This is a genomic window from Streptomyces katrae (genome assembly GCF_000966975.1).
In the GTDB taxonomy this organism is placed as follows: Bacteria; Actinomycetota; Actinomycetes; order Streptomycetales; family Streptomycetaceae; genus Streptomyces; species Streptomyces katrae.
Genome location: NZ_JZWV01001210.1, coordinates 1 through 701, shown reverse-complemented (window position 1 = coordinate 701; position 701 = coordinate 1). Strand labels below are relative to the sequence as shown.

The following is a 701-nucleotide window of genomic DNA, read 5'->3' as shown; positions in this document are numbered from 1 at the left end:
CCCCCAGCAGCGGCTCCTCCTGGAGACCGGCTGGGAGGTCCTCGAACGCGCCGGCATCGATCCCGCCACCCTGCGCGGCACCCGCACCGGCACCTTCGTGGGCGCCATGAACCAGGACTACGGCCCCCGCCTCCACGAGGCGCCCGAGGACATCAGCGGCTACCTGCTGACCGGCAACAGCGTCAGCGTCGCCTCCGGCCGCCTCGCCTACACCTTCGGCTTCGAGGGCCCCGCCGTCACCGTCGACACCGCCTGCTCCTCCTCCCTGGTCGCCCTCCACCTGGCCGCCCAGTCGCTGCGCACCGGCGAATGCTCCCTGGCCCTGGCCGGCGGCGTCACCGTGCTGCCGACGGCCGGCTCCTTCGTCGAGTTCAGCAAGCAGCGCGCGCTGGCCCCCGACGGCCGCTCCAAGGCCTTCTCCGCCGACGCGGACGGCTTCGGCCTCGCCGAGGGCGCCGGCATGGTCCTCCTGGAGCGGCTCTCGGACGCCCGCCGGGCCGGACACCGGGTCCTGGCGGTCCTCCGCGGCTCCGCGATCAACCAGGACGGCGCCTCCAACGGACTCACCGCGCCCAGTGGGCCCGCCCAGCAGCGGGTCATCCGCCAGGCCCTGGCCAACGCCGGGCTGACCGCCGCCGACGTGGACGCCGTCGAGGCCCACGGCACCGGCACCCGGCTCGGCGACCCCATCGAGGCCCAGG

The 701-nt window shown here is 75.6% G+C and carries 1 protein-coding gene; it reads left to right on the top strand.

Going from position 1 to position 701, the window contains the following annotated elements; translation table 11 throughout:
* Positions 1-701, top strand: a 701-nt coding sequence (locus tag VR44_RS35075; RefSeq protein WP_045951694.1) for a beta-ketoacyl [acyl carrier protein] synthase domain-containing protein, incomplete at both ends; no start/stop codon positions are given.